This is a genomic window from Pelomonas aquatica, from assembly GCF_026712205.1.
GTDB lineage: Bacteria > Pseudomonadota > Gammaproteobacteria > Burkholderiales > Burkholderiaceae_C > Pelomonas > Pelomonas aquatica.
The window spans coordinates 44954-70502 of record NZ_JAPPUW010000022.1; the positions used below are offsets into that span (position 1 = coordinate 44954).

At 66.1% G+C, this 25549-nt stretch carries 22 protein-coding genes; 8 read left to right on the plus strand and 14 right to left on the minus strand.

Annotation, left to right across the window (positions count from 1 at the left end; translation table 11 throughout):
- Positions 1-10: 10 nt before the first annotated feature.
- Positions 11-841 carry a TetR/AcrR family transcriptional regulator gene (locus tag NYP07_RS19750; protein WP_268153450.1) on the minus strand — a complete coding sequence of 277 codons (831 nt, stop codon included), beginning with the start codon at positions 839-841 and terminating at the stop codon, positions 11-13.
- Positions 842-1039: 198 nt separating this feature from the next.
- Here NYP07_RS19750 and NYP07_RS19755 point away from each other — a divergent pair, with 198 nt between their 5' ends.
- A complete protein-coding gene (locus NYP07_RS19755) occupies positions 1040-2707 on the plus strand; it encodes an ATP-dependent acyl-CoA ligase (RefSeq protein ID WP_268153451.1) in 1668 nt (555 codons plus the stop codon).
- Between the two features lie 59 nt (positions 2708-2766).
- Here the strand turns inward: NYP07_RS19755 and NYP07_RS19760 are convergent, their stop codons facing one another.
- Positions 2767-3567 (minus strand): SDR family NAD(P)-dependent oxidoreductase, encoded by an 801-nt coding sequence (locus NYP07_RS19760; protein ID WP_268153452.1) that lies wholly within the window; start codon positions 3565-3567, stop codon positions 2767-2769.
- A 79-nt stretch (positions 3568-3646) separates the two neighbouring features.
- On the opposite strand from NYP07_RS19760, the gene NYP07_RS19765 reads away from it, so the two are divergent.
- Positions 3647-4372: a DUF2889 domain-containing protein gene (locus NYP07_RS19765; RefSeq protein ID WP_268153453.1), complete on the plus strand. Its 726-nt coding sequence runs from the start codon at positions 3647-3649 to the stop codon at positions 4370-4372.
- Between the two features lie 31 nt (positions 4373-4403).
- Here NYP07_RS19765 and NYP07_RS19770 read toward each other — a convergent pair whose 3' ends face one another.
- The 5 genes from NYP07_RS19770 to NYP07_RS19790 form a co-directional block, all read right to left on the minus strand.
- Positions 4404-4967, minus strand: a complete 564-nt coding sequence (locus NYP07_RS19770) for a 3-phenylpropionate/cinnamic acid dioxygenase subunit beta (protein WP_268153454.1) — start codon at positions 4965-4967, stop codon at positions 4404-4406.
- Between the two features lie 36 nt (positions 4968-5003).
- Complete coding sequence (locus NYP07_RS19775) at positions 5004-6401, minus strand: aromatic ring-hydroxylating dioxygenase subunit alpha (RefSeq protein ID WP_268153455.1); 1398 nt, start codon at positions 6399-6401, stop codon at positions 5004-5006.
- Between the two features lie 108 nt (positions 6402-6509).
- Positions 6510-7541, minus strand: a complete 1032-nt coding sequence (locus tag NYP07_RS19780; protein WP_268153456.1) for a hypothetical protein — start codon at positions 7539-7541, stop codon at positions 6510-6512.
- A gap of 29 nt (positions 7542-7570) precedes the next feature.
- The gene (locus NYP07_RS19785) at positions 7571-8575 is read right to left on the minus strand and encodes a fumarylacetoacetate hydrolase family protein (protein ID WP_268153457.1); all 1005 of its coding nucleotides are present in this window, start codon (positions 8573-8575) and stop codon (positions 7571-7573) included.
- Positions 8576-8596: 21 nt separating this feature from the next.
- Positions 8597-9298: an SDR family NAD(P)-dependent oxidoreductase gene (locus NYP07_RS19790; RefSeq protein WP_268153458.1), complete on the minus strand. Its 702-nt coding sequence runs from the start codon at positions 9296-9298 to the stop codon at positions 8597-8599.
- Between the two features lie 127 nt (positions 9299-9425).
- Here NYP07_RS19790 and NYP07_RS19795 point away from each other — a divergent pair, with 127 nt between their 5' ends.
- The 6 genes from NYP07_RS19795 to NYP07_RS19820 are packed head-to-tail and all read left to right on the plus strand — an operon-like array spanning position 9426 to position 15438.
- Positions 9426-10397, plus strand: coding sequence for an amidohydrolase family protein (locus NYP07_RS19795; protein ID WP_378991147.1), 972 nt, complete (start codon positions 9426-9428; stop codon positions 10395-10397).
- Positions 10394-10810, plus strand: a complete 417-nt coding sequence (locus NYP07_RS19800) for a Zn-ribbon domain-containing OB-fold protein (protein WP_268153460.1) — start codon at positions 10394-10396, stop codon at positions 10808-10810. The genes NYP07_RS19795 and NYP07_RS19800 overlap by 4 nt, the downstream gene beginning before the upstream one ends.
- Positions 10803-11993 (plus strand): thiolase family protein, encoded by a 1191-nt coding sequence (locus NYP07_RS19805; protein ID WP_268153461.1) that lies wholly within the window; start codon positions 10803-10805, stop codon positions 11991-11993. The genes NYP07_RS19800 and NYP07_RS19805 overlap by 8 nt, the downstream gene beginning before the upstream one ends.
- Positions 11994-11999: 6 nt before the next feature.
- Entirely contained in the window at positions 12000-13241 is a 1242-nt protein-coding gene (locus tag NYP07_RS19810; RefSeq protein WP_268153462.1) for an MFS transporter, read from the plus strand.
- Between the two features lie 22 nt (positions 13242-13263).
- On the plus strand, positions 13264-14505 hold the full coding sequence (locus NYP07_RS19815; RefSeq protein ID WP_268153463.1) for an NAD(P)/FAD-dependent oxidoreductase: 1242 nt from the start codon (positions 13264-13266) through the stop codon (positions 14503-14505).
- Positions 14506-14514: 9 nt separating this feature from the next.
- Positions 14515-15438 carry a quinone oxidoreductase family protein gene (locus NYP07_RS19820; protein ID WP_268153464.1) on the plus strand — a complete coding sequence of 308 codons (924 nt, stop codon included), beginning with the start codon at positions 14515-14517 and terminating at the stop codon, positions 15436-15438.
- A gap of 39 nt (positions 15439-15477) precedes the next feature.
- On the opposite strand, the gene NYP07_RS19825 is transcribed toward NYP07_RS19820, so the two are convergent.
- The 7 genes from NYP07_RS19825 to NYP07_RS19855 form a co-directional block, all read right to left on the minus strand.
- Positions 15478-16317 carry an SDR family NAD(P)-dependent oxidoreductase gene (locus NYP07_RS19825; protein ID WP_268153465.1) on the minus strand — a complete coding sequence of 280 codons (840 nt, stop codon included), beginning with the start codon at positions 16315-16317 and terminating at the stop codon, positions 15478-15480.
- Positions 16318-16342: 25 nt separating this feature from the next.
- Positions 16343-17143: an enoyl-CoA hydratase/isomerase family protein gene (locus NYP07_RS19830; protein ID WP_268153466.1), complete on the minus strand. Its 801-nt coding sequence runs from the start codon at positions 17141-17143 to the stop codon at positions 16343-16345.
- 4 nt (positions 17144-17147) lie between these two features.
- Complete coding sequence (locus tag NYP07_RS19835; protein ID WP_268153467.1) at positions 17148-18113, minus strand: VOC family protein; 966 nt, start codon at positions 18111-18113, stop codon at positions 17148-17150.
- Positions 18106-20577, minus strand: a complete 2472-nt coding sequence (locus NYP07_RS19840; protein WP_268153468.1) for an efflux RND transporter permease subunit — start codon at positions 20575-20577, stop codon at positions 18106-18108. Before NYP07_RS19840 ends, NYP07_RS19835 begins: the two co-directional genes overlap by 8 nt.
- Before the next feature lie 7 nt (positions 20578-20584).
- Positions 20585-21670 carry a WD40/YVTN/BNR-like repeat-containing protein gene (locus NYP07_RS19845; RefSeq protein WP_268153469.1) on the minus strand — a complete coding sequence of 362 codons (1086 nt, stop codon included), beginning with the start codon at positions 21668-21670 and terminating at the stop codon, positions 20585-20587.
- Between the two features lie 62 nt (positions 21671-21732).
- The gene (locus tag NYP07_RS19850) at positions 21733-23103 is read right to left on the minus strand and encodes a DUF1329 domain-containing protein (RefSeq protein WP_268153470.1); all 1371 of its coding nucleotides are present in this window, start codon (positions 23101-23103) and stop codon (positions 21733-21735) included.
- Between the two features lie 24 nt (positions 23104-23127).
- Positions 23128-24837: a DUF1302 domain-containing protein gene (locus NYP07_RS19855; RefSeq protein WP_276597546.1), complete on the minus strand. Its 1710-nt coding sequence runs from the start codon at positions 24835-24837 to the stop codon at positions 23128-23130.
- Positions 24838-25549: the final 712 nt, after the last annotated feature.

A 25549-nucleotide genomic window follows, 5' to 3' on the forward strand; every position in this document is an offset into this window, starting at 1 on the left:
GATGCGCCGCTCAGCGGCGGGTGCGGACCACGCCGGCACCCATGATCGTCGTGATCATGCGGGTCACGCGGCGCGGCAGGCTGTGGCGTTCAGTCGAGCCGGACACCAGTTGCTCGCTGAGCACATAGCGGATCAGCATTTCGCTGACCAGTTCACGGTCGATGCGGGCGCCGAGACGGTCGTCCCAGGCATCGAAGACCGGCCGCAGAACATCTTCGAAACGAACGACCGCGTCATGGAAGATTCGCTTGAAGAAGCTCAGCGCGTAGTCCGGCGCCACCAGCAGCAGCCGCCGCGCGTTGCCATGCTCCAGATAGCGCTCCAGATAGGCCAGCAGCGCATCGAAGCGCTCGTCCGGGTCGGCGAAGGGCTCGACAGCTTCCTGCAACGCTCGGTGGAAGCGATCGCGCTTGTGGCGAGAGAAGGAATCCAGCAGGTCGTCCTGCGAGGAGAAGTAGCGATAGAAGGTGCCGCGCGAGACATTGGCGAGCTTGCACACGTCCAGGATGGAGATGCGGCTGGCGCCGGACTCCAGCACGATCTGCTCGGTCGCGACGAGGATGGTCTCGATCGTCTCCTCGGAGCGCTTGTTGCGGCGCTTGCGCCGCACCGGTGTGGCGGCCGGTGCAGGCGCCACTGCGGCTGGCGCCGCGGCCGGTGGCACCAGGGCCATGACGGGTTTGGCGGGCGCCTTGGCAGTCTTCGCCTTCACCGCCGCGGGCTTAGGCACTTTCGCCGCTTTTGTCGCGGCCTTTGTGGCGGCCGCGCGCCGTGTGGGCTGCGTCACGGCCGACAGCGCCGCACTGCGCTGGGCAGGTGCCTTGCCGATGGCATCGATCACTTGCGCCGGCGACTGCTCTTTCTCTCGTCCCATGTTCGGTCCTCGCTGAGGTATCTGGATTGTCGATCATCTTCTTGGTTTTTAGACACGCATTTCCGCCTGCGGCCCGAGCCGTTCAGGGTAAACACGCGTGAGGCGCGTCGCCCCTACATCTAGAATTTTATTCTCATATTGGAATAGATAGAAACGGTGACTTCCATGCTTGATGCCGCTGTTCGCAATGAAAACTCGCTCAACGGCATGGGCAGCCCCGACACCTGGAGCCTCGGCGAACGCGATACGGTGATCGCCGCGCTGGACCGCGCCGTGGCCCGATTCCCCGACCGGGTGCTGCTCGATTTCGCCGGAAATCTATACACATACGCCGAAGTTGACCGACTCTCAAATTGCATGGCGCACGCCTTGCAAGATCTGGGCCTGCGCCAGGGTCAAACGCTGGTCTCGATGTTGGACAACAACATCGATGCTGTCGTGGTCTGGCTGGCCGTGAACAAGCTGCGCGCCGTCAGCGTGCCGATCAACACGGCGCTGCGCGGTGAGTTCCTGCGCCACCAGATCGCCGACGCCGATGCGGCGCTGGTCATCTGTGAGGGCGACTACCTGGAGCGCATTGCCGCCGTGGTGCCCGGCGCGCCCGCGGTGAAGCAGATCCTGCACCGCAGCGGGGCGGCCGCGCCTGCGGGGGAACTCTCCGTCGCCGTGGTGCCGCTGGATGCCCATCGCGGCAGCGATGCCAGCCCCTTCGACGACAAGCCCGATCCGGCAGAACTCGCCTGCCTGGTCTACACCTCCGGCACGACGGGGCCGTCCAAGGGCTGCATGCTCAGCTACAACTTCATGTGCAACCTGGCCCGGTTGCAGTTGCGCGCCGGCCCGGCCACCGAGAAGGACGTGACGATCACGCCGCTGCCGCTGTTCCACATGAATGCGCTGTGCGTAGGCATCATCTCCAACATCCTGGTGGGCGCGCGGGTCTGCGTCGTGCCGCGCTTCTCGGTCTCCAACTTCTGGCCGGAAGTCGAGCGCTCCGGCGCCACCATCGCCTCCATCCTCGGCAGCATGGGCGGGCTGCTCGCTCAGGCCCCGGACAGCGAAGCCGCCAGGCGCTGCATCGGCCAGATCCACACGGTGCGGGGCAATCCCTTCACCGAGGAGACCAAGAAGATCTGGCGCGAGCGCTTCGGCGCCAGGCAGGTCGGCGGCAACGGCTACGGCCTGACCGAGGCCTGCGTGGTCACCTCGCTGCCCGGCGGCGAGTACGCGGCCCCGGGCTCCTCGGGCAAGCGCATCCCCGACTTCGACGTACGCATCGTCGACGAACTGGACCGCGAACTGCCGGCCAACACCGCGGGCGAGATCGTCGTGCGGCCGCTGCGCCCGGACATCATGTTCATGGGCTACTGGCGCCGCCCGGAGGACACGGTCAAGCTGCTGCGCAACTTGTGGTTCCACACCGGCGACATCGGCAAGTTCGACGAGCAGGGCTTCTTCTACTTCGTTGACCGCAAGAAGGACTACCTGCGCCGTCGCGGCGAGAACATCTCCAGCTTCGAGATGGAGGCGGCGTTCGCAGCACACCCGGCGATCGCCGAGGTGGCCGTGCATGCGGTGCCGTCCAGCAAGGGCGAGGACGATGTCAAGGTCACCGCCGTGCTGCACGCCGGCGCCACGCTGGCCCATGCGGACCTGTTCCGCTGGTCCACCGACGCGGTGCCCTATTACGCGCTGCCGCGCTACATCGAGTTCCGCGATTCGCTGCCGAAGAATCCGCAAGGTCGGGTCTTGAAGTATTTGCTGCGTGACGAAGGCAAGACGGCTGCCACCTGGGATCTGGAAGAGACCGACATCAAGGTCGCCAAGCGCTGAGGCGTTGTCTATCCAGCAGGGCCCGCCATCGGGAGATGGCGAGCCCTGTTCTTTGCCGGTCAGCGCTCGCGCACCGGCACGTCGGCTGGCCGCGAGTTGTAGCCGGGCAGGTGCAGGCCGCCATCCACATGGATGGACTCGCCGGTGACGTAGCGCGACATGTCGCTCGCGAGGAAGACGACGGCCGGGCCGATGTCCTCCTCAGGGTCGCCACAACGGCCCAGGGGCCGCATCGCGGCCGACTTCTCGGCAAAGCCGGGGTTCTCGGCGCAGAGCTTGTGGAAGGTCGCCCCCATGGCCGTTGGCGCGATCGCGTTGACGGTGATGTTGAAGCGCCCCCACTCGGAGGCGGCGCTGCGCGTCAGCCCGAGGATGCCGCCCTTGGCGGTGTTGTAGTCGCCATGCAGCCAGGCTCCCATCTCCACGTCGATCGAATAGAAGTTCACCACCTTGCCGCCGCCACGTGCGCGCATGTGCGGCAGCGCAGCCTTCATCGCCCACCAACTGGCCCAGACGGTGGAGCGCAGCGTCCGCTCGAGCATCTCGTCGGTCTTGTCCTCGAGCTTGACGTTGGGCGTGGGCACGAAGGCGTTGTTGACCAGGATGTCCAGGCCGCCGAAGGCCTCGACGGCGGTGGCGATGGCGGCCTCGATGCTGGCCTTGTCCGTGACGTCAGTACGCACGAACAGCGCGCGCGCGCCCAACTCCACGCATTCGGCGGCGACGGCCGGGCCGGTGCGTTCGTCGATCTCGGCGATGACGACCACCGCGCCTTCGCGCGCGAAGCGGCGGGCCACGCCACGGCCGATGCCGTTGCCGGCCCCGGTGATCAAGGCGACCTTGTCACGCAACAGCGCCATCTCTGACCTCGCAAATTAAATATGAACACATTTAGCACCATCGTACACTTTAAGACCACTATGTCTAAGTGAAATCTCCATGGGCGCTTTCCGTCGACGCATCGTGATTGCCCATGAGGGCGGGCCCCGGCGCGGCACGGCCCGCGCCGCGCTGGAAGACGATTTCCACCACTTCAGGGCCGCCGTCGATCACGAATTTGAACAGGTGCTGCACGTCGAAGGGAGCGCGCTGCGCAATCCGTACACGCTGTGCCCATCGGCGGCAGGGCCGCTGAATGGTCTGGTCGGCATGCGACTGGATCGGATCGCCAGTTCGGTGGCGCGCGTCACTGAGGCTAGCCTGCAATGCACCCACCTGTTCGACCTGGCCGGCCTGGCGATCGCCACCGCCGCCATGCAGCGGCCGCGCCGGCAGTACGACATCGAGGTGCCAGACCGCGTCAACGGTCGCACGCAGGCGAAGCTGTGGGCTAACGGCGATCTGCTGCTGGACTGGCAGCTGGACGGCCTGGTCATTGCCGGCCCGAACGTGTCGCTGCGGGAAGGCTTCTCCCGCTGGGCCTTGCAGACACTCTCCCCTGACGAGGCCGAGGCTGCCATCGTGCTGCGCCGCTGCGCGATGATTTCGCTGGGACGGCAGAAGAACCTGGACATCCAGATCCACGCGATGCCGACCGGGCACTGCCATGTCCAGCAGCCGGAGCGAGCCGCGCTGGCGTTGCGCATCGTCGGCTCGACCTGGGATTTCAGCGAGCGCGCGGCGGTGCTGTGCGCCGACGATGAAAAATGGCTGGCCTTCGGATGAACGCCAGCCATTCGCAAGGGCTCTAAGGGTCTCAGAGGAAGATAGCCAGGTTCGGTGTGCCGAGCACGGCCTGGTCGAGCAGGATCTCGCGGCGGGCCAGCTTGAAGCTGTTGCCGTCCTTGCGCAGGATGTCGTGGCGCTCCGCGCTAATCAGGTCGAACTCGTCGAAATTGAAACGGCTGCGCGTGACCAGCAGATAGCTGACGACGGCGAACTCGTCGGGCTTGGCGGTTTTGCGCACAAGCACGTTGGTGACCAGGCGGCGGGTGCGCGAGGGCGGGTCCTCGGCCCAGGCGCTCTTGCCCGTGAGACGCATGATGCGGCCCATCACCGAGCGGTAGTCGTCGTGGTAGTGCTGCACGCTGCGGACATAGGTGGCGGCCTGATGGGCCGAGCCGCGAGTCTCGCGCAGCGGCGCGTTGTAGACCAGGTCGGTGGCCAGCGTCGCGGCCCATTCCGTCAGGCGGATCTGGTCGAGCAGCGCCGCCTCGTCATAGAGGAATTCGACGATGCGGTTGTACTCGGGCGCGCCCACCGGCACGCGCTCAAAGGTCTCGGTGGACTCCACGGCCTGGCTTTCAAGAACGGCTGACATGACAGATTAGCTCCTTGGACTGATGTGGCGGGGGGGTCAGACTTCCGAGGTCATCAACTCGCGCCAGTACATCCACCAGTGCCACTGGGTGTCGTCCTTGGTGAAACCTTCGTTGACCATGCCAGGGCCGGGCCAGCCTTCGGGCGCGCCGGTCTCGTACACGGCCTGGTACTTGAGGGTCTGCTTTTTGCCCATCGCGCCCTTGGCGGAGAGCGTTATGTGGGGCCAGGTGTCTGAGTCGTCCTGCTCGACCATGCCCGAGGTGCCGAAGAGCTGGATCGTCTGCTTCAGGATGCGTTCGCGCAGTTCCTGCGGCGCGTCCTTCTCGGCCAGGATCCAGTTGACAAACTCGAGCTTGTCCGGGCCGCGCGGCACGTAGGCATGCAGCGTCAGCGAGCCCAGGACGGAACCGTCCGGCTGCGGGATGTAGACGAAGCCGAACAGCACATTCGGGAAGATGCCGCCCACCTGCGGCGGCATTGTCGTCAGCACCTGCAACTGCTCGGGGCTGAGGTTGCGGGCCAGTTGCTCGACCATGTCCTTGTGCATGCCGGCGGGCGGGAGCGCGTCGAGCTTCTGCTGGACGCTGAGCTCCTTTGGATCCAGGCCGGTCAGGCGCGAGATCTTGCGGGCCAAGTCGATGCAGCGCAGCGCGTGGCCGTGCGGCGAGCTGATCTCGACACCGTACATCTCCGGGCTCAGGTCGGCACTGGTGCCGTCCTCGTTCTTCTTGGCGTAGTTGCCGACCTCGCCGAGCCAGCGGTGCAGCGTCAGCGTGTGGAAGCCGTCGGCCGCGGACTGCTCGCCGGCGGCCTTCCAGTTCGCGCGGACGACGAAGCGCTGCGGCGGGCCGAGCACTTCCAGGCCGCGGTCGCTGCGCTTGAAGAGCATGTCGTAGTACCACTTGGCATCGCCGAGGAAGTCCTCGAAGGACGGGCCCTCAATGTTCCAGGTGGCGAAGATCAAGCCACCATAGAGGGTGACCCGGGCCTTCTTCAGGCCCAGTTCCTCCTTGCACATCATCTTGCCGTGCATGCACTCCTTCTCGACCGGCGCGCCGATGAAGTCGCCGTTCGGGCGGAAGGCCCAGCCGTGGTATATGCATTTGTGGATCTGCGTGTTGCCGCCGTCCAGCACGGAGACACGCATGCCGCGGTGCGGGCAGACGTTGAGCATCACGTGCACCTCGCCAGCCTTGTCGCGCGAGATGATGACCTGGTCCGAGCCCATGTCGCGGACAACGAAGTCGCCGGAGTTCGGGATCTCGGATTCATGGCCCAGGAAGTTCCAGATCTTGCCGAAGATGCGCTCCATCTCCAGTTCGTAGATCTCGGGATCGGAGAGGACCCTCATCTGGACTTCCCGCGTCGCGGGCAAGACCAGGTCGGCGATCTTTGTGCCGTCGGCCAGCATCGGGCTCGTCTGCGTCAGCATGCTTGTGCTCCTGTTTGTCTCTTCATCTAATATAAGACACTATCGACGATAGTGTGCATACAAATTATCGCGTGCCACAATGAGATCAATCCCACCGGACCGTGCCGCTCAGGGTTCGCGACCTGGCACGTTGCGCGCCGTCCCGTTGCGCAGGTCGGACTCCCCCCAGCCGAACCAGCGATCCGGCTCGCGGGTGTCACCGACTCGGCGCCAACGGCCTTCCTGCTGCGCAGTCACCGGGAATCCGCCGGTGAAGTCGGCCATCTCGCCGTAGCGGTCCGGCAGGAATTCCCACTGCTCCTGGCCCTCGACGGTGATGGTGACGGACTGGGCGAACCAGCTTTCCTTCTTGTGCACGACGCGCGCCTCCACATCAGTGGTGGTGCGGATCTCGCCCTTCTCGTTCTGGAAGATCGCGTAGCCGAGATGGTCGTGGCCCACCATGAAGGACCCGGTGTCCCAGGTGCCGTCCTTGTAGATGGTGACGAAGGACCACCAGGCCACGTGCTTCTTGTTGTTGACGATCGGATCCTTGCGGAAATGGATCGCGCCGCCGTCGACCATGTAGGGCTGGTCCAGCGCCATCGCACCCTTCACCGGCCGCCCTTCGCAAGTGCCCTGCAGTTCGTACAGTTGGGAGACGTAGAACATGCCCCACTCCGGCCCGGGCAGGTACCACTGGAAGCCCTCGCCCATCAGCGCGCCGGACAGGTCGAACAAACCTTCTTCCTTCCAACTGATGCGCTCGCCCGAGGCCGCGATGCGCCAGGCATTGCCCTCCTCCCCCGGGACGCCCTGCCAGCACATGGAGCCCTCGCTCAGGCCGCGGTCTGGCATCGCCGTCATGGCCTGGCTGGCGGTGCGGGCCTTGTCGATGCGTAGCGTCTGCCCGTCCACGCGGCTGGACTGGTAGATGAACTTCATCGGGTTGGGCGTGCTGTCCGGCGCATTAAGCGCGCGCACGAAGGCGTAGAGATGCCCCTCCTCATCCCGCACGCAGCCGAAGGGCGAGTGCTTGGTCAGCTTCAGGCCGTAGTAGCCGCGCGTGTCGGCCAGCGTCTCGGCAGACACCTTGTACGGCGCGATCAACATCTGGAAGACGAAGCCGCCCCGTTCGGGCGTGGTGGAAAAGGTCTTCATCGGGGCGGCCTTCGCGAAGCGGATCGGGATCAGGCGGCGGCCACGCGCTGGGGCCGCGTGATATGCGTGCGCAGGACGCCCAGGCCCTGGACCTCCAGTTCCACCACGTCGTTGGCTTTCAGGTTGCGCAACTGCTCCAGGCCGCAACCGTTGCCGACGGTGCCCGAACCCAGGAACTCGCCCGGATACAGGGTCTCGGAGCGGGAGATGTGCTCGATCACCTCCTCGAAGGTCCAGCGCATCGTGCTCGTGCTGCCGCGGCCCCATTCCTCGCCGTTGACGCGGGCGATCATCGTCAGGTTGTACGGGTCTTCGAGTTCGTCGGTGGTCACCAGGCAGGGGCCCATGACATTGGCCGTGTCGAAGTCCTTGCTCTTGGCCGGGCCCAGCATGCCGGACATCTCCAACGCCTGCGTGTCGCGGGCGCTGATGTCGTTGAAGATCGTGTAGCCCACGACGTGCTTGCGGGCGTCGGCCTTGGCGACGTCCTTGGTCTTGCGGCCGATATAGCAGCCGAACTCCAGCTCGAAGTCGAGCGCCTTCGAGAAGCTGGGCCAGACCACGTCGTCGTCCGGACCGATCACCGCGAAGCGGTTGCACTTGTAGTAGATCGGCTGGCGGTTGAAGGTGGCGATCACCCGCTCGTCCGCCTTCGTACCCATTGCCGCCAGCGTGGCCTCGGGATCCGGTGTCTGCAACGCGCGGATCTTGCGGGCCGCGGCAAAGCTCTGGCGCAGGTGCAGTTCGAAGCAGGAGCAGTCGCGCATCTGCGGCGGCGGCTGGATCGGTGCGTGCAGGTGCACTTGGTGGCGCAGCAGCACCGCCACCCGCGGTGCCAGCTCGACCAGCGAACGCGCATGGGCCATCGCCTCGTCGCCCGCCTCGATCAGCGAGAGCACGCTGGCCAGGCTCGGCGAGGTGGAACCGTGCAGTTCGCGCTGGGCCGCCTGCAGCGAGAGGATGGCCGAGTCCTGGTCGATGAAGGCGCCGGCATGCTGGACGCCCTGGGCGTCGGAGTAGGTGACGAGTCTCATGGTTTCTTGTCGGGTGGATGGTCAGGTGCGGCCCGCGACGGGCAGCAAGGCGCCGGTGATCGCCGCAGCGTCATCGGACAGCAGGAACTTGATCACGTAGCCCAGGGCCTGGGGCGTGACCCAGCGGTCGAAGGCGGCATCCGGCATGTCGGCGCGATTGGCCGGCGTGTCGATGATGCTGGGCAGCACGGCATTGACGGTGATGCCGCGGTCCTTCAGTTCTTCGGCCAGCGCCTCGGTGAAGCGCATCACGCCGGCCTTCGACGCGGCGTAGGCGCCCATGCCGGTGGCAGCCTTCACCGCGCCGAGCGCGGCGATGTTGACGATGCGGCCACGGCCGTCGGTGCTCAGGTACGGCAACGCCGCCTGGCTCGCCGACACGGCGCTGCGCAGGTTCATCGCGTAGAGGCGGTCCCAGGTGTCCAGCTTGCCGTCGCCCACGGTCTCCCAGGCGAACCCGCCGGCGACGTTGACCAGGCCATCGATGCGCTGCCAGCGCTGCCGGACCTGTGCAAATGCAGCAGCGGCCGCGCCAGCATCGCCCAGGTCCGCGCCGCCAATGGTCAGCACGCGGTCGCCGTCAGGCAGCCCCACCCCCGCCGGCGCCCTATCCAGCAGGGCGACACGCGCCCCCTCCTCCAGCAGCACCGCTGCCAGCGCCCGCCCCAGCGCGCCGAAGCCGCCGGTCACCACGAAAACCCGGTCAGACAGTGAGGAAGCCATCGTGAAAACCCTCTAAGTTATACATCTTGACTGAATATGTTCAGCTATTACACTGCTTCGACACTGATGCGTCAACCGGGAGAGGCCCTTGCTGATTGATGTCCACGCCCATCTGTTCACTGCGGGCATGTTGAACAGGCATGAGTTCTGGGGGCCGTTCATGAAGCGCCAGGGGCTGACGGTTGGCCACTTCTCGCTGGGCACCAACAAGCACCGCAAGCCGGCGGGCACCGATGCCGAGGCCGAAGCCGCACTGCTGTCGAAGATGACGCACGCGAGCCGCCGCGCACTGATGGCCGAGCGCGGGGTCGACAAGCTGGTGCTGTCCACGCCATCGCATGCCTTCATGTACTGGGCCGACGACTTCGGCAACGAGTACGCACGGACCTGCAACGACGAGATGTCCCGGTACTGCGCGGAGGACCCCGAGCACTTCGCCTTCTGGGGCCACGCCAACCTGGCCGACCCGAAAGAGGCCGTCAAGGAAATCGACCGGGCGGTCAAGCATCTGGGCGCCAAGGGCCTTTGCGTGGGCGGCGCGAACTTCAACGGGCTGGAGGCCCACAGCGAGGAACTCTTGCCGCTCTGGGAGAAGCTGACGGAACTGGACGTGCCGGTCATGGTCCATGGCTACAACCAGTCCATCTGGCTGGGCGACCAGCATCACAAGGACAAGTTCGAGACCAGTTCCATCGTGGGCGACTGCGTGGACGAGACCCTGTTCTTCTGGTACCTGATCTGCGGCGGCGCGCTCGACGCCTTCCCGACGCTGAAGACCTACATCACCCACTCCGGCGGCATGGCCGTGTTCCAGCTTGGCCGCCTGGCCGAGCTGAACAAGGGCATGGCGCCGGATGCGCGCAACAAGCGCCCGCTGATGGACTACCTGCCCAACTTCTACTTCGACCTCGACGTGCACTCGCCCGCTCTGCGCCGCGGCGTGCTGGAGGTCGTCGGCGTGGACAGGCTGCTCTACGGTACCAACTTCGGCGGTGCCTACGACAACGGCGACCCGACCGAAGGCCTGGGCCTGAACGGCGCCGATCGCGAGAAGATCCGATCCGGCAATGCGATCGCCTTGCTGAAGCTCCAGCCATGACCCGCAAGCTGCCCGCGCTCACTCCGGATACCGCACCGTTCTGGCAAGGCGGTGCCCAGGGCCTGCTGAACGTCCACCGCTGTTCCGCCTGTTCGCGCTGGTTCCACCCGCCGGCGCCGATCTGCCCGCATTGCCGCAGCTTTGACGTCGCTCCGCAGCCGGTGTCCGGCCACGGCAAGGTGCTGACCTTCACGATCAACCAGCAGGCCTGGACGCCCGACCTGGAGGCGCCGTATGTGGTCGCCATCATCGAACTGGCCGAGCAGGCCGGGCTGCGGTTGACTAGCAATATCGTGCGCTGCGCACCGCAGGAGGTGCAGATCGACATGCCGGTGCGTGTGGTCTTCGAGCAGCAGGAGGACGTCTGGATCCCGCTGTTCGCTCCGCTTGAATCGAGGGTTGGCGATGTTTGACCGGGTCTTCGAGAAGGACGTCGCCATCACCGGCATCGGGCAGTCGGAGGTCGGCCGGCCCTCGACGAAATCCGCCATGCGGCTGACGCTGGACGCCGCCTTCGAAGCCATCCAGGACGCCGGCCTCACGCCGGCCGACATTGACGGCGTCTCCTGCTGGCCGGGCGACAACAACAACGGCAACAGCTTCTCCCCGGTGGGCCCGAATGCGCTAATCAGCGCCATGGGCCTGCAGGTGAACTGGTTCGGTGGCGGCTACGAAGGCCCGGGGCCGCTGGCCGGCGTCATCAATGGTGCGATGGCGATCGCCGCCGGCCTCGCCCGGCATGTCCTCGTGTTCCGCACGATCACCGAGGCGAGCGGCCGGCTGGTCGACAAGGGCGCCTCGGCGCTGACGAACAAGACCAGCGGCCGCGACACCAGCTACTTCTGGCAGTGGTACACGCCCTTCAACGTGCTCTCGGCCGTCAACCTGATGGCGATGTACGCGCAGCGGCACTTCCACGAGTTCGGGACCCGCCCCGAGCAACTGGCGCAGATCGCCCTCACCTGCCGCCGCAACGCCGTCTTGAATCCGAAGGCGGTGATGCGCAAGCCCATGGGCATGGACGACTACATGGCCTCGCGGATGATCTCCACGCCGCTGCGCATGTTCGATTGCGACGTGCACTGCGATGCCTCGACGGCGCTGGTGCTGTCGCGCGCCGACGCCGCGAAGGACGGCCCGAACGCGCCGATCCGCATCGAGGCGATCGGCGCGGCCCTGCACCAACCCTGGTCCTGGGACCAGATCTCGCTGACCGAGGGTGCGGCTTTCGATGTGGGCCGGATGATGTGGAACCGCACCGATCTGAAGCCGAGCGATGTGGGTAGCGCCCAGCTCTACGACGGCTTCTCCATCCTCACGATGATCTGGCTCGAAGCCATGGGCCTGTGCGCGCGCGGCGAGAGCGGCGCCTTCGTCGAGGGCGGCGCCCGCATAGCACGCGACGGCGTGCTGCCGATCAACACCAACGGCGGCCAGCTCTCCGGGGGACGCACGCATGGCCTGGGTTATGTGCACGAAGCCTGCACCCAACTCTGGAGCCGCGCGGGCGACCGCCAGATCGCGCCGCACCAAGTCTCGGTCTGCGCCTCCGGCGGCGGGCCGCTCGGCGGCAGCCTGCTACTCGTCAGGGACTGAATCTCGATGAAGACCAACACCGCCGCGATCGACCTCACCGAGTTCAAGCAAGGCTGGCGCATCGTCATCCTGGCCATGCTCGGGCTGGCCATCAACGCCAACGCCTCGATGCTGTATGCCTTCGGCTCCTTCGTGATCCCGTTGCAGACGGCATTCGGCTGGCCCCGGGGAGAGATCCAGTCGGCCGTCACCTTCCTGTTCGCCAGTGCGGTGGTCGCATCGCAGATCGTGCCCTGGCTGAACCTCAGGTACGGCATGAAACGGGTCACCTGCATCTCGCTGGCCTGCCTGGCGCTGAGCTTCGCGTCCATCTCGCTGATGGGGCCGTCGATCGCCTGGCTGTACTTCTTCTTCGCGCTGCTGCCGCTGGCCAGCATGGGCACGATTCATGTAACCTGGACCTATCTGGTGAACCTCTGGTTCGTGCGCAACCGGGGACTGGGCTTGGCGCTTGTGCTCTCGGGCACGGGCATTTCCGCCGCGCTGCTGCCGTCGGCAGTCACCTGGGCCATCGGGCGCTGGGGCTGGCAGGGCGGATTCTGGCTATTAGCCACCTTGCCGGTGCTGGTGGTGCTCCCCTTCGCCATGTTCTGGATGAAGGAGCCGGCCGGCGTCGCGCCACGCGCCGACGGCACACGGCCGGCCGCCCTGATCGCGGGCGGACTCACTTTTTCGCAGGGCCTGCGTTCGATGCGGTTCTGGTTCCTGAACATCGGCCTGTCGCTGGTGGTCGGCGCCATCGTCACGATGGTCTCGAACACGGTGCCAATGCTGCGCGACAAAGGCCTCACCGCCGCCGCCGCCGGCGCGGTGTTCGGTGGCTTCGGCCTGTCCTTGATCGGCGGGCGCGTGCTGGTGGGCTATCTGATCGACCGCCTGTGGGCGCCGGGCGTGGCAGCCGTGGCCCTGGCCCTGCCCGCCCTGGGCTGCCTGCTGCTGGCGACGACGGGCGCCGAGCAGACCGGCATCCTTCTGCTGGCCACCGCCCTGGTCGGCCTGGGTGCCGGCGCGGAGTTCGACATTGCCGCCTACCTGATGTCCCGCTACTTCGGCCTGCGGGACTACGGCCGTCTCTTCGGCGTGCACCTCGGCCTAATCACAGCGGCCGGCGCGCTAGCGCCGTGGCTGAGCGGCGTCGTCTACAAGAGCACGGGCAACTACATGATGGTGCTGACCCTTTGCGGATCGGCGTTCCTGGTCGGCGCAGCGAGCCTGCTGCCCCTGGGCCGCTATCCAAAATTCGATTGACGAAGAGAAGAAGGTTGTCGAGATGTCTGCGTTGAATTCAGTCGTGATCGTCGGTGGCGGCCAGGCCGGCTTCCAGACCGCCGCCTCGCTGCGCCAGGGGGGCTTTGCCGGGCGCATCATCATCGTCGGCGACGAGCCGGGCGTACCCTACCAACGGCCGCCGCTGTCCAAGGCCTACCTGCTCGGCAAGATCGGTGCGCATGCGATCCGCTTCCGCCAGCCCGAATACTTCGAGGAGCACCGGATCGAGCGGCTGCACGACAGCGTCACCCGCATCGACCGCGCGGCGCGGCATGTGGAACTGGCCTCGGGCACGGTGATTCCCTACGACCACCTGGTGCTCGCCACCGGCGCGCGTAACCGCGTGCCCGAACTGCCCGGCATCGAACTGGATGGCGTGATCGGGCTGCGGACGCTGGCCGACGCCGATACCCTATCGCCGCGCATCAGCAGCATCCGCAGTGCCGTCGTCATCGGCGCTGGCTTCATCGGCCTGGAGTTCGCCGCGGTGGCCGCGGCCAAGGGCGTGGCGGTGCACGTGATCGAACTGGGCGAGCGGCCGATGGCGCGGGCCATCTCCAAGCCCATGTCTGACCTGTTCACCGCGGGCCACGCGAGTTGGGGCGTGCAGATCGACTTCAGGCAGAAGCTGCGGCGCATCCTCGGCATCGAGGGCAAGGTCAGCGGCGTGGAGCTGGAAGACGGGCGCGTCATCGCGGCGGGCCTGGTGGTCTACGGCATCGGTGTGCTACCCAATGCGGAACTGGCAGCGGCCGCAGGCCTGACCGTCAACAACGGCATCTGCGTGGACGAACTGCTGCTGACCAGCGACCCCGATATCTCGGCGATCGGCGATGCGGCGAACTTCACCAGTTGCTACGCCGACAAGCCGGTGCGACTGGAATCGGTGCAGAACGCGGTGGACCAGGGCAAGGCCGTCGCTGCCCGGCTGATGGGCAAGCCCTCGCCTTACACCGCCCTGCCCTGGTTTTGGACCGACCAGGGCGCCCTGCGCCTTCAGATCGCCGGGCTGGCCGATGGGCATGACGAGACCGTGCAGGTCGGCGCCGCCGACGGGCATCAACTGGCCGTGCTTTGCTTCCGCCAGGGGCGCCTGATTGCCGTCGAGACCGCCAACCGGACTGCCGACCACATGGCCGCCCGCAAGCTGCTGGCGCGCAACACGCCACTGACGCCAGCACAGGCACGCGAGCCCGGATTCGAACTGAAGGCCTACGAGGCCGCCACCAAAGACAACACCTGAGGATCACCGATGAAAGCAGCAGTCATCCCGGAACGTGGCGTTGCCCCCGTCCTGACCGAGTTCCGCGAGCCCGAGCCGCGCGACGGTGCCCTATTGATCGACATGGACACAGCCGGCCTGGGCGGCTGGGACGTGCTCGGCGCGTACCGCCTCGGTATCGAGTTCCCTTGCGTCATTCGCGGTGAAGGCGTCGGCCGCCTGAAGAACGGACAGCGCGTCTACTTCGGCGAGCGCTCGGTGCAGCCCTTTGGCGCCTGGGCCGAGCGCACGCTGGTGCCAGCCGAAGAGGTCTGGGCCGTGCCGGACGACGTGGACGACAAGACGGCGATCAGCATGGGCATCGCCGCCACCGGTGCGCTGGTGCCGCTGGAGAAAGCGGCCATCCAGAAGGGCGAGAACGTGCTGATCCTCGGGGCCACCGGCACGCTGGGCCAGATCGCACTGCAACTCGCCCGACACATGGGTGCGGGCCGCATCGTGGCAGCCGCCCGTTCGGAGGAATCGATTCAGCGCCTGGTCAGCCGTGGCCTGGCCGATGCCGGCATCAAGCTCGGCGGAGCCGACGACGTCGCCGCGCTGAAGGACGCCTCCAACGGCGGCTTCGACGTGGTGCTGGACCTGGTCTGCGGTCAGCCGCTGCTCTCGGCCTTGAAAGCCACGCGCTGGGGCGCCCGCATCATGACCATCGGCACCGGAGCCGGCCGCCAGATCAGCCTGGACATCGCCGACCTGCTGTTCCGCACCCTCTCCTGTATCGGCACCGGCCAGCGCCCCTCGGCCGATCGCCGCGCGATCTGGGAGCGCCTGCTCCAGATCGACCGCGAGAACAAGATCGCCATCGACTACCTGGATTTCAGCTTCGATCAGGCAGCCCAGGCGTGGGCGGCGCAGGTGGCGGGGCCGCATGCGAAGGTGACGGCGCGGATGCGCTGACCGCTGGCATTGACGCGCAGCGGTCACGGACGAACGCCATCAGAGCTTGTTTGACCCCTGCCGCTCGAAGTATTCGCTCAGCGGCACCATCGCCGGAGAGTGGCTGGTGAATCCACCATCGACCGGGATCGTCGCGCCGGTGATGAAAGACGATTCCTCGCTGGCCAGGAAGGCCACGACATCGGCAATCTGGCGTGGGCTGCCCAGCTGTGGGGTCAGGTGTTGCGCCAGCAGGATCTGCTTGATCTCCTCGGGCACCGTCTTCTGCGCATGGTCATTGAGGACGAAGCCGATCATGATGGCGTTGGAGCGGATTCCCTTCTTGCCGAACTGGGCGGCGATCGAGCGCGAGAGCGCCATCAGCGCAGCCTTGGAGGCGGCGTAGGCCGTCAACGTCACATCGCCCAGTTGGCCGAAGCCCGAGGTCGAGTGGATGATCGAGCCGCCGCCGGTCTTGAGCATCACAGGCACCACATGCTTGCTGCACAGCATGGCGCCGCGGGCATTGACGTCCAGCGCCCGGTCCCAGGCCTCGATGGAGACGTTGCAGACGTCGCGGTCGGCCTGGCGCTGCGGCACGTCTAGCGCGGCGGCGTTGTTGTGCAGCACGTCGATGCGCCCAAAGCGCTGCTCGACGGCTTCGGCCATCCCCATGATCTCGGACTCGGACGTCAGGTCCACCTTGATGGCCATGGCCTCGCCCCCGGCCGCCTCGATCTCGGCCACGACGCCTTGCGCGGCCTCGAGGTTGATGTCGACGATCGCCACCCGTGCGCCTTGAGACGCCAGCACCCGTGCCGTCTCGGCGCCCAGGCCGTGGGCCGCGCCGGTGACGATGGCGACCTTGCCCGCCAAGCGGTCTCTGCTTGAATAGCTCATTACGTGCTCGCTCTCAGTCGTTCGGTCAAAGGCCGCTGAACTTCGGCGTGCGCTTCTCGCGGAAAGCCAGCGCCGCTTCCTTCACATCATGCATCGGGGCCAGCAGCGCAAACAAGTCGAGCTCCAGGTCCAGGCCGCTCTTGAGGTCCAGTTGCAGCGCCGCCCGTGCCGCCTGCTTGGCATAGGCAGTGGCCACCGGCGGCTTGGCGGCGATCTGCTGTGCCAGCGCCCGCACCTCGTCGATCATCGTCGTGGCGCTCGTCGCCACGCGCGTCACCAGGCCCATGGCCTTGGCTTCCTCGGCGCCCACGCGCCCGCCGGTGAGCAGCAAGTCCAGCGCGCGGCCGGGGCCGACGACACGCGGCAGGCGCTGCGTGCCGCCGCCGCCGGGGATCAGGCCGAGGCCGGTCTCCGGCAGCGCCAGCACCACATCGGGCGAGACGAAGCGGATGTCACAGGCCAGCGCCAGTTCCATACCTCCGCCCATGCAGTAGCCGTGGATCGCAGCGATCACGGGCTTCTCCAAGCGGTCCAGCGATTCGATCCAGCGCGAGCCCTGCATGCGGCGGCGCACCTGTAGCGAGGTCTCGGCTTCCCGGCGTTCCTTGATGTCCGCACCGGCGCAGAAGCCGCGCGGGCCTTCGCCGCGGATCACGATCACGCGAATGTCGGGGTCGGCCTCCAGTTCGGCCAGCGCGGCCGGGACACCCCTGCGGATGTCGTCGTTGATCGCATTGATCTGGTCCGGGCGGTTCAGGACGATCCAGCCCACCCCGCCCTGCCCCGCGCCCTCACGCTCGATGCGCACTGCCATTGCGTCGGACATGGGATCAGGCCTCTTCGAACTCGAACAACTGGCCCTGCAGGTCGGCAGGATCCACGCGGATCAGCGACTTGCCGTCGACGGCCTGGCATTCGTCGATCCAGGCGAAGTTGGTGCCGCGCGAGCGCAGGTCCTCGGCCTTCGCCTTCAGGTCGTTGACCGCGATGCGGACGTAGTACGGGCCCGGGCCCCAACTGTTGACATAGGTGCCGGCATCGCCGTTCCAGCGCGTGGCTTCGATCACGTCCAGCGTTGCGCTGTTGGGCAGCGAGAACTCCATCGTCGCGCGGCGGTAACCCTCCTTCTCCAGCACCTCTACCTGGCCGTGCGGCTCCCAGTCAAGATTGGCGGAGCAGCGTCGCAGCGTCTCATCAAGATTGCGCACCAGGAAGCCGCGGGAGCTCACCCGCACCATGTCGCCCGGCTTCAGGTCGCGCGGTGCCGGCGCCGGCACCGCGAAGGTCTCGGGGGGCAGTTGCAGCGGCTCGATCGGCATCACCTCGATGCACAGCCCGCCGTCCACCGAGGGTTCGTAGTGCGGATCTTCGGGCGTCACGCCCATCCACATGCGGTCGAAAGGCATCGCCGGCGTGCGCTGCGCCATACGGAAACGCAGGCGGCGACGCATCAGCTTCTCCATCAACGCGTCGAACTTGGCGCTGTGGGTGGCCAGCACGATCGAGTGGGTCAGCATCGGGCGGTGCCGGCCCTGGAAATCCTTCAGGCTCTCCAGGAACTCGTGGAACATCGGGTCGCCAAGGTTGGGCTTGTCCAGGTGCCCCTGCGGCTCGACCCGCGTGGGCGACACCGCCAGCGACTTGTGCACGCGCAGGAAATGAGCGATGTACGGATGGTCGGCGAAGGCCTGGCGCCAGCGCTCGTGCTTGTGGATGCCGAGCTTCGTGACCAGCAGTTCGGCCATTGCGTCCGGGTCGCTGACCATCATGTCAGCGCTCATCAGCAGTTCAAACATGCAATTGCTCCTTGATGTGCGGGGTGAGCGGCGCAGCCACCGGGGGCTGGCTCTTCGGATTGAGGAGGAAGTGGGAGAGCGCCGGGATCAGCACCAAGGCACCGACCATGTTCCACAGGAACATGAAGGTCAGCAGAATGCCCATATCGGCCTGGAACTTGATCGGCGACCAGGCCCAGGTGATCACGCCGGCCGCCATCGTCAGGCCCACCAGCGCGACCACGCGGCCGGTGAAATCCAGGGCTCGGCGATAGGACTGGGCCAGAGTCGCGCCGCGGCGCTGCATCGCCAGTTGCACACTGAGCAGGTAGAGCGCGTAGTCCACGCCGACGCCCACGCCCACCGCGATCACCGGCAGCGTCGCCACCTTGAGGCCGATGCCCAGCGCCACCATCAGCGCCTTGCACAGTATGGTGGTGATGACCAGCGGGATCATCGCGACCAGCGTGGCGCGCAGGCTGCGGAAGGTCAGCAGGCACAGCAGCGCGGTGGCGCCGTAGACGGCCAGGTACATCTTCAGCACGCCGCGCTCGACCTCGATGTTGGTGGCCGCCTCGATGCCGGCCGAGCCCGCTGCCAGCAGGAAATGCGTCGGGTGGACGGTGCCGTCCACCGTATTGAACTGGCCGGCGAAATCCTCGCTGACCTTTAGCACGCGGCTGAGCGTGTCGGCCTTGTGGTCGCTGAGGTAGGCGATCAGCGGGGTCACCGAGCACTGCTGATTGGTGATGTCGGGCGTGGCGATCATCGCGGCGGACACGGCGACGTTGGTCAGCGCTTGGTCGCGGCTGAGCGTCAGCCATTTGCCGCTGCCTTCGGACAGCGCGGCAGTGATGAAGCGGGTGGACTGGGCCAGCGAGCCGGTGGCCTGCACGCCTTCGGTCTCGCGCAGTTTCAGGGCCAGCGCGTCCATCAACTGGAGCGACTCATAGAAGCGGCAGCCCTCCTGATCGGTCTTCATGATGACGACGAACTGATCGCTGGAGAGGCCGTAGTGCTGGGTGACGTAGGTGTTATCGCGGTTGTAGCGGGAGTCGGCGCGCAGTTCCGGTGCACCGGGGTCGAGGTCGCCGATGCGCAGATGGCGCATGGCCATGGCGCTCACCGCCGTCAGCGCCAGTGCCACGCCGATGGCGGCGATGGCGCCGCGGCGCTCGGTCAGGCGGTCCAGGCCTTGCCAGATGCGGGCGAGAAGGGTGCGGCCCTGCTTCGTTTCGTCGTCCTCGGCCAGCGCGCGCTTTGCGGCGGCCGGGCTGACGCCGATGTAGCTCAGCGTCACGGGGATCAGGACCAGCTTGGTGAACACCAGCACCGACACGCCGATGCTGGTCGTGATGGCCAGGTCGCGGATCACCGGGATGTCGATGATGGCCAGCACGGCGAAGCCGACGATATTGGTCAGCAGCGCGGTCAGCCCGGCCATGAAGAGGCGGCGGAACGTGTAGCGGGCCGCCACGTACTTGTGCGTGCCGCGGCCCACGTCCTGCAGGATGCCGTTCATCTTCTGACTGCCATGCGACAGGCCGATGGCGAAGATCAGGAAGGGCACGAGGATGGAGTACGGATCGAGCTCGTAGCCGAGCAGTTGCATCAGACCCAGCAGCCAGACCACGCCGGCCACGGCCACCGTCACCAGCAGCGCGGTGCTGCGCAGGCAGCGGGTGTAGGCGAACACGAACAGCGCGGCCACGAGCACCGAGACGCCGAAGAACACCATCACCTGCTGCAGGCCCGCGATCAGGTCGCCGACGATCTTGCCGAAGCCGATGATGTGGATGCCGACCTTGTCGCTTTCGAACACGCGCACCTTGGCCTCGAGCGCGCGCGAGAACTCGCCGTAGTTCAGCGGCTGGCCGGTGCCCGGCGTGCGGTCCAGCAGCGGGACGACGATCATCGAGGACTTCAGGTCGTTGGCGACCAGGCTGCCGATGATGTTGGCGCGCGAGATGTTGGTCTTGAGTTGCTCGATCGAGGTCCGGGTGCCGCTGTAGTCGGCTGGCATCACGGCACCACCGACCACGCCCTCCTCCGTCACCTGGCGCCAGCGCACGATCGGCATCCACAGCGACTTCATCCAGGAGCGGTCGGTGCCCGGGATCAGGTAGAGCGTGTCGTTGACCTTGCGCAGCGCCTCGAGATAGTCCTTGTCGTAGATGTTGCCTGTCTTGTTCTCGACAACGATTCGGATCGTGTTGCCCAGGCCCGGCAGGTCGGACTTGTAGGCCAGGTAGTTTTTGACGTACGGGCTCGAAGGCGGAATCATCCGCTCGAAGCTCGCATTGACGTTCAGCCGGGTCGCGAACCAGCCCAGCACCACGGTGGCGACGACGCACAGCGTGATCACCAGCGCACGGTGGTTGAAGATCACGCGCTCGGCCAGGTTGCCTGACTTCACATCGAAGTCGCGCACGTCGGCGATCACCGGCATCGCCGGGTTGGCGGACTTGTCTTGATAGGCACTCATCAGCGGATCACCGGGTAGGCAATTCGATTGTGCGCAGGCCGTTGATCTGGGCCAGCACCAGTTGCTGGCCGTTGGTATCGGTCGCGGCGAATATTTCACTCATGGGCGTCACGTGCAGGGCCTTGGCCTTCAGGCCGCCCCGCGGCACGGCCAGCACCTGACCGGTTTGGGAGACGAGCAGGAAGTCGCCCTTGGCTCGGGGCACCAGCGCAACCAGGTTGTCGTCCACGCCGGTCTCGATCTTGTTCCAGTGGGCGCCGCCGTCCTCGGTGGCGTAGGCGTTGCCGCGCAGCCCATAGGCGATCAGGCGGCCCGGCGAGACGTGGATGCCGAAGTAGCTGCCGGCGTAAGGTGTCTCAACTTTGGCGAAGCGCTGCTGCCCAGCGTCCCAACGCATCAGCAGGCCCTGCTCACCGGCGATATAGCGTTCGTCACCCTGCCCGCTCACTGCGTACAGATGGAAGCGCCGGTCGTTGTCGGTGCGCTCGATCAGCGGCTCCCAGGTTGTGCCGCCGTCATGAGTGGCCAGCACCAGGCCGAAGGCACCGACCAGCAGGCCCTCAGCCGGCGCTTCCGGCGAGAACCAGACGTCCAGCATCGGTGTGGACAGCACGCCTGGCGTGGCCGACTGCTCGGCCGAACGGTCGACCTCCTTGAGCACGGCCGCCGCGCCAGCATCGCCGGACTTGGCGCGCTGCTCGTAGCTGCCCCTCAGCAGCACGAGCAGCTTGCGTCCGTCGAGGATGCGCTCCCAATGCTGGCCGCTGTCGGTGCTGCGCAGCGCGACGCCGTCGTGGCCGATGGCCCAGGCGGTCTTTTGCGCGGTGAATCGCACGGTGACCAGGTCGGTGGAGACGGGGCTCTCCACCTGCGTCCAGGTCTTGGCGCTATCGCCCGACGCCAGGATCAGGCCGCGCGGGCCGACGGCCAGCAGCTGCTCGCCCTGGCGGGCGATGCCGGTCGTCGCCCAGCCCTTGGTGAACGGCGACGGCCGCGCCGCCACGTCCAGCGGATCGGGCCGCGGCTGTGAGACCGTACCCGCCACATCCGCCGCCACCATCAGCGTCATGCCAAGGCTGAGCAGGCCGGCCACCAGAGGCCGCAGAAATGAACTCGAATTCTCCACGGAGCCTCCGGTCGGTCCGCAGGACAAGGTCAGCGAGCGGTCTCTCGCGTCACGATCGCTTCGGCATTCAGTTCGCGGTCGGAGCGAGGCTTGGCCTCGATCTTGTGGCCGCCCACCATGACGTCGTTGAAGTAGCCGTACTGGCCCTTGTTGAAGTCATAGGTCGTCGCGCGCACCGCCCAGGGCAGCTTCTTGTCGTAGAGCTGGACCATGCCGTTGAACATCGAGCGGTACAGCGCGCCATTCTGGTCGAAGGCGTCGTAGAGGGCTGCAGCCGAGAGGTCCTCGTCCAGGTAGTAGACGCGCTTGGAGTAGGCGTGGCGCATGCCAGGCTTCAGCGTTGCCTCGACCACCCACACGCGGTGCAGCTCCCACCGGTCGCAGGCCGGGTTCGTGTGCTTGGCCTGCAAGCCCATCTCCAGCGTCGGGCATTCGAACGAGCCCTTGTACTGGTTGTAAGGCAGGTACATCTCCTTCTTGCCCATCAGCTTGTAGTCGAAGCGGTCAAGCTTGCCGGAGACGATGAACAATTCGTCGAACAGCGTCAGGCCGCCCTGGCTGGCCACCGGCGTGTCGTACGAAAACTCGGGCGACATCTTGATGCGGCGCTGGCCGGGCGTGTAGCCCCAGGCCTTGCGGGGCTGCTGGATCGGATCGATGAAGTCGGTGATGCCGGTCACGCCGCCGGCTAGGCGCGCGGGAGACTTGGTGACCGAGTAGACGCGCCAGGCCATCGTCGGATCGCGGTCCGGCAGGTCCGGCTGATACCAGGTCGCGTCGGTGTAGGTACTCTGCTCGGCCGTCATCGTCGGCTTGCCGTTAGTGTCGATGACCCAAGAGCGAGAGGCCGAGGTGGTGACGGCAGTGTCGCTCTGGTAGTGAAGGATCTGGTTCCAGAGCGCTTCCAGGCCGGACTTCGGGATCGGGAACGGCAGCCCGCCGCGGCAGGCGGTGTCCACGCCGATGCCTTCGTGCGTGGTCTTGCAACCGGTGGCGTTGCGCACGGTGGCCTTGAGCACCTTCTCCGGGTAGGCCGCGGTGCGGTGGCTGGGGAAGATCTCGAGGTAGTAGTTCGGATCCTCCTTCAGCACGCGCTTCTGGCCTTCACTGAGCTTGTCCGCGTACTTGTCCATGTTCTTGGAGTCGATGCGGAACAGCGGCTTCTCGTCCTTGAACGGGTCGACCCAGAAGCCGCTGTCAGGCTTGAAGCCGGCCGGCGCCGTGGTCAGGCCGCCGGTATAGGCGGGAATCGTGCCCTCGGCATTGCCGGCCTTGATGGCGCCGAACTCGGTCAGCGTGGTGCCGAGCTGCTTGGCTTCCTCGGCCGACACGGCGGCGAAGGCGGGAGCGCTGAGCAAGGCAATGGCGGCCGCGCACAGGGTGAGGTTCAGTTGTTTCATGGTCTTGTCTCCTAGGGCTTCGGATCAGAACGAGGTCTTGTAGGTGAAGACCAGCCAGCCGCGATCAGTACCCCCGAGCACGCTGCCTGAACCACTGCCTCCGATCACCGTTGTACCAGCCGCGTTGTACTTGGTCTTGGCCCGGGTGTCCGCGTACTTCAGCGAGAACTCGTGGCGCGACGAATAGGTCATCTTGGCCGTCAGCGAGTAGCTCAGGGCGCCCTCGAAGCCGGCACTGGCGCTAGGCGCCGTGCCCTTGATGCCGTACTGGACGAACATCGGCAGCTCCAGATCCCACGATGGCAGGACGCCGATGTAGGTCGGGCTGAAGCTGATGGCCGCCTGCAGGAAGTTCTTCGTCGAGCAGCCATCCGACACATCACCCGCCACCGTGGCCGCTACGCCCGACTTGGAGCAGGACAGCGCACCCGACGCATTCATCGGCGTCAGGTTGCCTTCGCCGCGGTACAGGGCCAGGTTCTGGGTGACCTTGTCCAGGCGGCTGTAGGCCAGTTCGACCAACACGCTGCCGGTGTCAAACAGCGCGGTCTTGGGCAGCAGGTAGGTGCCGTTCACGATGGCGTGCCAGGTATTGCCTCGGGCGCCGGTGTTATCCGCCGGACCATAGCTGCCGGTCGAGTTCAGCGCGCCGTGCTGGCGATAGGACAGTTCGCTGCCGAAGCTGACCGGGCCGATGCCCTTGGCGAAGCTCAGGCTGGTCTGCTTGACGTTCTGCGGGTAGACGAAGCGGAACGTCGTGGGCAGCGGACCATTGAAGGTCAGGAACTGAATGCCGTTTTCGGGCGCGTAATCGTTAAACACCCGGTAGTAGGCACCAATGGTGGCGTCGATCGCGGCCACGTTCAGCCGGGCGCTGATGCCCCAGTTGCCTCGCTGGCGCGGCGCGAGTGGGTCCACGTTGTTGGCGTTGATGCCCGGTGCGATGGCTAGGCGGTCCACGTTCGGCGAGGTATCGGCGCCGACCAGAAAGGTACCGCCGTTGGGCGCCCGCAGCGGCCGCCACTCCAGGAAGTACTGGCCAGCGACCGTCAAGTCGCTCGTCACTTGTGCCTTGAAGGACAGCTGGTTGATCGGCATCAGCAGCTCCTTGGTCTCGATGCCGGGGCTCGCCACCGCCTTGACCGCATCGGTCGGCGCCTGCGAGTACGAGATCGCATGGGCGCCGATGACCGAGCCCTCGCCCCAAATGATCGCGTGGCGGCCCAGCTTCACGTTGACCGGCACGCTGCCGAGATTGAAGTTGGTCCAGACGAAGGCGTCCAGGAATTCCGCGGACGGGCCGTTGACGTAGCGCTCGACCTTGTTGTTGTAGCGGTCGTTGAAGTAGCTCGTCGAGAAGCCGCCGGGCGCCGGCGAGGTCACGCCGTGCTTGTCGTAGGCCTGGTCATACCAGCCAGCCGCCGCCAGCCGTGCGCCGAACTGGCCGGCGTAGTTGACGTCGAACTCGCTCAGCAGGTCGAAGCGGTTCGTGACGATCTTGCCCTTGCCGAACTTGGCGTCGCCCTCGTCATAGGAGCGGTTGGAAATGATGCGCGTGTCCTGGGCGTCCGTTCGCACGCCGAGGTTGTAGCGGAACGTGTTGTCCCAGCGCATTTTCAGGTCGGGATTGCCGGTGTCGATCTCCACTGCTCCGGCTGAGCCGCCCCAAAGGGCCAGGGCGCTGGCAATCGCATGAAGTCTCAGGGCCGCAGCCCGCCGCCGATGCTCGTTCATATCGCTGTCTCCGTTTGATGATCGTTGTCATTCGCGTGGCTGCTTTGGAGCAGCTTCTACGCAGCAGATCTTGTTCGCGATCCCGGTCCCACCCCGGCGCGGAATTCTGCATTGCGATAGCAATTCTATAAACAGAATATGAACAAAGTACGAGAGTTTGTACTTATAAGGGATGCGGGCTAGACGGGCAGCGTTGCAGGATCTTGCTTGGAGGCTTGGCCGAGAGGCCAGGCTTGATGCTGCTCTAGAGCCATCGTCGACCATCGGCGCAAGTCTCCGCACCTCCAGGTCCCGCCGCTTGTGGTCCGCCGTCGACGGGCTGAACGGCGTCGTGCTGGTGTTCACTGGAACAAAAGCGACACCTGCTCCATGTCGAACGACAGGCATCGTCGAGTGCTGAATGGTGAGAGTCAGGCCTCGTCCATCGGGGAGTCGGGCTCGATGCGCCGAAATCGGGGCAGCTCTGAGCGCCAAGACCGTGGCCCCCTCCAGGGCTGAACGCCAGAAGCCATCGGGGAGCACTCGGTGCCGGCGATACGGAACTCCCTCTTCGAGTACGCCCTCTCAACCTTGACCACCTGGGATCTTCTCTAGAATCGAGTAGGGTGAGGGGTCGCCCCCTCAGCCCTCTCACACCACCGGACGTGCGGGTCCGCATCCGGCGGTTCAAGTAAAACGCTGGAGTTGCTGGTGGGTATCCACCAGCGAGACC